The following is a 6,522-nucleotide window of genomic DNA, read 5'->3' as shown; positions in this document are numbered from 1 at the left end:
GCAGGCAAGGTAGTCCATGACCATGTTGTACACGTTGTCCTGGATGTTATCGGTGCTGTCGCGGTCGGTGATGACCTGGTAGTCGGCGATGAGCACGTTGGTGTGCACGGCCATGTCCTGCAGCTCGACACGGCTCTTGAGCGTGCCGAAGTAGTGGCCGAGGTGCAGGCGGCCGGTGGGGCGGTCGCCGGTGAGCATGGTGTACTTCTCGGGGTGCTGCGGCAGGTCGGCGCGGATCTGGTTGCTGCGCTCGAGGCTGACCTCATAGCTGGGCTCGTTGGGCATGCTGTCTCCTTTTGGGTTGAGTGCCCGGCCGGCATTGTCGGTCTTGGTTGAAGATGAAGCTACCAGAGAAACGGCGTCTCTTGCCGGAATCAACGATGGTTTTCGCCTTGTCGTCCCGCAGGGTCGTTTCCCTTCTTGGGAAGGAGCCCCTCGATATGCTCGAGCCGCTCCTCATGGGCCACGTGCGCCGCGCGCTCCTCGGCGGCGAAAGCGTGGTCTTCGGGCGTGACGGTCTCATCTCGCTGAGTCTTGGGATTGTAGTGGTGACGCAGTACTGGCTCAAACAGGTGCAGGCGCGCGGCGAATAGCGCCGAGCACGCGAACAGCAAGAGGAAGATCACCACGCGGGCTCCCACGGGGACCTGGTTGATCACCATGGCGCCGAGGGAGAGCAGTAGACACCATGCGTAGATGAGCAGGACCGCCTGTCGCTGGTCGTAGCCCTCCTGGATCAGGCGATGGTGGATGTGGCCCTTGTCGGCCTCACCCATGTGGACCTTAATTACCCTGAGCACGTGGTGGGCATCCCCGCCGAGGAGATGAAGGCCAAGCTCGACGCACACGATCTTAAGCTCAACGGCACGGCTCTTCGCTTTCGCAGCGATTTTATCAATGGGGACCTGGGCAACCAGGATCCCGCGCTCGCTGGAGAGGCGCTTAAGCTCTGCTATGAGGCCTGCGATTACTGTCGCACCTGCGGCGGCGATACCGTGACGATCTGGCTCGGCCACGATGGCTTCGACTACAGCTTCCAGATCGACTACACCCACGTGTTTGACAACCTCGTTAAGGCGTTCCAGGCGGTCTGCGACTATGCGCCCGACCTGCATATCTTCATCGAGTACAAGCCCTATGAGGAGCGCAGCTACGCCTATATCGATACGATGGGCCTCACCGGCATGATCCTCAACGCGGCGGACCGCGAGAATCTGGGTGTCACGCTCGATTACTGTCACATGCTCATGAAGCACGAGAACCCCGCGATGGCTACCGATATCTTCGGCCGTGCCGGCAAGCTCTACGGCATTCACCTCAACGATGGTTACGGCGTGATGGACGACGGACTCATGATTGGCATGGCTACGCCTGTCAAGATGCTCGAAATGCTCTTCTATCTCAAGAAGTACGCCTTTGACCGCGCCGTCTACTTCGATACGTTCCCGATTATCGAGGATGCGGAAGGGGAGTGCGCTCATAACCTCGTTATGATGAAGCTTATGAATGACGCCCTGGAAAGCGTGGGCCAGGAAAAGATTCAGTCCGTGATCGATGCAAACGATGCGCTTGCAGCGGCCGCGCTCGTGCGCGAGCTCTTCTGCACGATGGGGGGTAATCATTATATGAAACGCGATTGGGAAGCTACTGCCAAGGGCATTCTTGCCGCCGTGGGCGGCCCCGAGAACATCTCGGGCATGACGCACTGCGCCACTCGTCTTCGCCTGAACCTACGCGACGATTCCAAGTGTGACGACGCGGCCGTCAAGGAGGTCGACGGCGTGGTCAACACCGTCAACTCGGCCGGCCAGTATCAAGTGCTGATCGGCACCGAGGTGCCCAAGCTCTATGAGAAGTTCGAGCCGCTCGTCAAGGGCTCGGGCGCCGAGGTCTCCACGAGCACCTCCTCCGATGAGGGTATCGTCTCCAGGATCTTCTCTGCTATCTCGGGCGTCTTTGCTCCGCTGCTGCCCGCCATGGCCGGCTCCGGTATCCTCCGTGGCCTGCTAATCCTTGCGGTTCAGCTTGGCCTTATCACCGAGGGCACGGGTACCTACACCATCCTCTACACCCTCTCGATGAGCGTGTTCTACTTCCTGCCGGTGCTTCTAGGCTTCTCCTCGGGCAAACGCTTCGGTGCGAGCCCGTACCTGTCGGCTCTGATCTGCGCCTGTTTGCTCTATCCCGATTTTATCGGCTTGATGGGCGATGCGGGCAACGGCGCCATGAGCGAGTTCTTCGGCATCCCCGTGGTGCTCATGAGCTACAACTCCACCGTTATCCCGGCCATCATCGCCATCTGGGTTTACTCGTTCCTCTATAAGTTCCTGGATGAGCATGTGCCCGAGACTCTCAGGCTCGTCGTGCTCCCCGCGGTCTCGCTGATCATCATGGTTCCCGCCACTATGCTCGTGATTGGTCCCTTGGGCGTCTATGCCGGCGAGGGCATTGCCTTCGTGGTCAACTGGCTCATCGCCTGCTCCAACGTACTTGCTGGCATCCTGGTGGGCGGCGGCTGGTCCGTGCTCGTCTCGATGGGTATTCACTGGGCCGTCAACCCTATCATGATCAACAACATCGCTTCCAACGGCTTCGACTACATTTGCCCGGCCACCTTTGCCTGCAACTTTGCCGTTATCGGCTGCGCCCTCGGCGTCTTCCTCAAGGCCCGCGACCAGAAGCTCAAGAGCTTTGCTATGACCGGCGCCGTGACCATCTGCCTCTCTGCCATCATCGAGCCCACGCTCTTTGGCATGCTCCTCAAGAATAAGAAGCTCTTCCTGGCTCAGATTATCGGCGGTGCCTGCGGTGGCGCGTTCCTCGGCGTTTTCAAGGTTGTCACCACTGCCTTTGTCTTTGGCTCCGTCACCACGTTCCCGGCCTTCGTCTCCTCCGATCCGATGAACTTCGCCTTCGCCATGATCGGTATGGTTATCTCGGCTGTTGTCGTCGGCGTGCTCGGCTACATCTTCACCGGTAAGGACGATCAGCTCGCCTAGTCTTGCTTTGAGGCCCCACACCATGTGTCCAAGGCTAAGACCGACTTCCATCTAATAAAGGGTCGCTGTTTATATCGCAGCGGCCCTTTTTTGCTTTTGATTGACATGATTGGAGTAAACTTTGAAAACAGATGAAAAGGACGGAACGCCGATGATTCCGTATGAGCGCATGAACTGATTCTCAATAAGCTTAAGGAGGTCGATCTGCTCAAGATCGACGAGCTCGCGGCCTTTATGCCCGATGTGTCGATGTCTACGCTTCGCCGTGACCTCAAAGAACTTGAGAAGCGGGGGAGCATCGAGTATCTGACCGGCGGCGCGGTTAAGTTGCATTCCGCGGCTCACGAGGCGAGCGTTTTTGAGAAGGGTGCGCAGCGGAGCAGCGAGAAGGACCTGATCGCGCGTTGTGCGGCGGCGGAGGTCGAGGACGGTGAGACGGTCTATGTCGACTCCGGTACCACCGCGATGGCGCTCCTGAGCCTGCTCGTCGACAAGCCGGTGACTATCTACACCACCAACGGCTATGCATGTTGGTTTACGGGCGAGCTTGCTGCTAAGGTGGTGGTAATTGGCGGCGACTTCAACCCCGTTACCTGCTCGCTCACCGGTCCTATGGTTGAGAGCGCGCTGCGCGAGCTGTACTTTGACCGGGCGTTTATAGGTGTCAACGCGGTGGACGAGGACCGCGGCATCATGACGCCAGGTTATCCCGAGGCTATCAAAAAACGTATCGTGATGCAGAATTCCCAGGCGAGTTACGTGCTCGCCGATAGCTCCAAGTTCCACGTGTTTTCAAATGTAAAGGTGTGCGACCTGGAGGGCTTTACTGTTATTTCCGACAAGCGCGACGCCAAAATCGGCGAACGCGTCAAAATGATCACGGCCTAGGACACTGGGGCATCGCATCTTGCCCTCAAGCCGTTGCCCACGTAACGAAGCGTGAGGCAAACGTGCGCCCCATTCCTGATTTGGGGACTAGCTTAGTTCGTCGGCTACTTGGTGCTCGTAGAAGGCTTCGACTACGGCGTTAAAGTCGCGGGCGAAGTCTTCCATGGTTCCGCGCCAGGTGGCGAGTCCCGGCTTTCCCTGGCCAACATAGGCAGTTTGGATACCGCAGGCGGGACTGGGGAAGTCGCGCTTGGGGTCGTTGCCTACCATAAGGACCTCGTGCGGCTCGAGCCCCATTGCCTGCAGCTGCTCGAGGTAATAGGTGGCATCGGGCTTGCAGCGGGTGGCATTTCCCATGTGCGTCACGAGCTCAAAGGGGGCGTCGGCCAGATCGCCCCAGCCCATACGGCACTCAATAGCCCCCTGGGGAAAGCTGGGGTTGGTGAAGAGCGCACAGCGCAGCCCTGCGTCCTGTACGGCCTGGAGTGCGGCGTGTGCGCCCGGCATGGCATGGGCGTTGATGAGTTCGTCATTCTTGTACGGAAGAACTTCGCGGTCGTAGTAGGTAAACGCCTCGTAGATAAGTGGGTCCGAGAGGCAAATGCCGCATCGGCGCTCGACCTCTTCTTGGTAAAACTCAAGATTGGTGCGATTGTCCGTGCTGCTGCGGCGATTGGCGTTGAGGTCGACCAGGATGGTGCCGAGGCGTGCCATCGTGCCACCGCGGCTGCGGCGCCCGATATCCGCGAGCATCGAAGAGACATCCTTAAAATATCGAAGGATGAACGCGTTGAGGTTGATGCTAAGAAGCGTTTCGTCCATATCGAAAACGACTGCTTTGAGCACGCGGGCACCTTTCTCGAAAAATCGATCTAGAATCGTTGGCTCCGGATACTTTACCCCAAAGCCGAATGCCTGGCTGGTTATCGTCAAGTTGCGGAGACGTGTGTTCATAAGATTACGAAAAAGTCTCCACACGAGTAAAAAATCGCAGTTCACGCTTGAAATCGAACTCATTTCCCCGTAACCTATACGAACGTGATTGCATAAGCGTCACATTAGTATCTGTCGGCTCCCGAGTGTTCCTAAACGTTGTGTGCTTGTCGCACCCTTCTGTAGGTCCTAGCAATCGGGGCCCCGTAGTTCGAAAGGGGTCCACCTTTGAGTGAGATTCAGAACTCGTCCATTTTCTCTCTTGACGATGTCAACGAGGAGGAGATGAACAACCTCATCGACGGTACGATTACCGACTTTGATGAGGGCGATCTCGTTAACGGCACTGTCGTTAAGATCGAGCATGACGAGGTGCTCGTTGACATCGGATTCAAGTCCGAGGGCGTTATCCCGGTCCGCGAGCTGTCCATCCGCAAGGACGCTAACCCTGCAGACATCGTTGCACTCGGTGATCCCATCGAGGCTCTGGTTCTCCAGAAGGAGGACAAGGACGGTCGTCTGGTCCTGTCCAAGAAGCGTGCCGAGTACGAGCGTGCTTGGAACCGCATCGAGGAGAAGTTCAACTCCGGCGAGAACGTCGAGGGCGAGGTTATCGAGGTTGTCAAGGGCGGCCTGATCCTCGACATCGGCCTGCGTGGCTTCCTGCCCGCTTCCCTCGTCGACCTCCGTCGCGTCAAGGACCTCACCTCCTACATGGGCACCCGCATCGAGGCCCGCGTCATCGAGATGGACCGCAACCGCAACAACGTTGTCCTCTCCCGTCGCGTCGTGCTCGAGGAGTCCCGTAAGGCCGAGCGCTCCGAGATCCTGTCCAAGCTCAAGTCTGGCATGCGTCTCCAGGGCACCGTTTCCTCCATCGTCGACTTCGGCGCCTTCGTCGACCTCGGCGGTATCGACGGCCTCATCCACATCTCCGAGCTCTCCTGGAACCACGTCAACCATCCTTCCGAGGTTGTCAAGGTCGGCCAGGAGGTCGAGGTCGAGGTTCTCGACGTCGACCTCAACCGCGAGCGCATCTCCCTGGGTCTCAAGCAGACCACCGAGGATCCGTGGCGCGCACTGGTCAAGAAGTACCCCGTCGGCGCTATCGTCGAGGGCACGGTGACCAAGCTTGTCCCGTTCGGCGCTTTCGTCGACCTGGGCGAGGGCATCGAGGGCCTGGTGCACATCTCCGAGATGGCCAACAAGCACGTGGACCAGCCTTCTCAGGTCACCCACGTTGGCGACAAGGTTCAGGTCAAGGTCATGGAGATCGACCTCGACCGTCGTCGTATCTCCCTGTCCATGAAGTCTGCTGCTGAGACTCTGGGCGTCGAGATCGAGGTTACCCCGCTGCCTTCCGAGAAGAAGGACGAGGAGACCGACGCCGAGTAAATCGGTTTGACGATCACTTGTTTTAAGGGATCCGTCCGTAATGGACGGGTCCCTTTTTGCATTTGGCACCGAGATGCGCAATGCTGCCGGGCTGTCCACAGGCTATTGGATTGTCGGTGCATGAAAAAAGCCGACATCCCGCCTCGGGGAGGAGGCGGGAACACACCGAGTAGACGGAGGGGTGCGGAGCGCGGTCGCGTCTCGACTGACGACGTTGCCCATCGACAGGATCATTGTAACGCATGGCGGTTCTTGGTTTATGGTTGATTTCCGATCTCAGCCGAACACATTGAGCGGATAGGCCATT

The 6,522-nt window shown here is 58.4% G+C and carries 5 protein-coding genes and 1 pseudogene; 3 read left to right on the top strand and 3 right to left on the bottom strand.

Annotation, left to right across the window (positions count from 1 at the left end; translation table 11 throughout):
* A pseudogene (locus tag DW171_RS09795) lies at positions 1-285 on the bottom strand (tryptophan--tRNA ligase); the annotation flags it as partial.
* 89 nt (positions 286-374) lie between these two features.
* Complete coding sequence (locus tag DW171_RS09790; protein WP_233539156.1) at positions 375-776, bottom strand: hypothetical protein; 402 nt, start codon at positions 774-776, stop codon at positions 375-377.
* On the opposite strand from DW171_RS09790, the gene DW171_RS10265 reads away from it, so the two are divergent.
* Both DW171_RS10265 and DW171_RS09775 read left to right on the top strand, forming a co-directional pair.
* The gene (locus DW171_RS10265) at positions 753-2,999 is read left to right on the top strand and encodes a PTS transporter subunit EIIC (protein ID WP_233539155.1); all 2,247 of its coding nucleotides are present in this window, start codon (positions 753-755) and stop codon (positions 2,997-2,999) included. The two genes, DW171_RS09790 and DW171_RS10265, sit on opposite strands and share 24 nt — an antisense overlap.
* A 174-nt stretch (positions 3,000-3,173) precedes the next feature.
* Positions 3,174-3,887 (top strand): DeoR/GlpR family DNA-binding transcription regulator, encoded by a 714-nt coding sequence (locus tag DW171_RS09775; RefSeq protein WP_369832477.1) that lies wholly within the window; start codon positions 3,174-3,176, stop codon positions 3,885-3,887.
* A gap of 87 nt (positions 3,888-3,974) precedes the next feature.
* On the opposite strand, the gene DW171_RS09770 is transcribed toward DW171_RS09775, so the two are convergent.
* A complete protein-coding gene (locus DW171_RS09770) occupies positions 3,975-4,733 on the bottom strand; it encodes an HAD family hydrolase (RefSeq protein WP_117786459.1) in 759 nt (252 codons plus the stop codon).
* Positions 4,734-5,048: 315 nt separating this feature from the next.
* On the opposite strand from DW171_RS09770, the gene rpsA reads away from it, so the two are divergent.
* Positions 5,049-6,215, top strand: a complete 1,167-nt coding sequence (gene rpsA / locus DW171_RS09765; RefSeq protein WP_022095232.1) for a 30S ribosomal protein S1 — start codon at positions 5,049-5,051, stop codon at positions 6,213-6,215.
* Positions 6,216-6,522 lie beyond the last annotated feature (307 nt).

It is taken from the genome of Collinsella sp. AM15-2 (assembly GCF_003471985.1).
Classification (GTDB): Bacteria; Actinomycetota; Coriobacteriia; order Coriobacteriales; family Coriobacteriaceae; genus Collinsella.
Note: the sequence above shows the minus strand (reverse complement) of the source record. Positions and strands in the feature narration are given on the sequence as shown.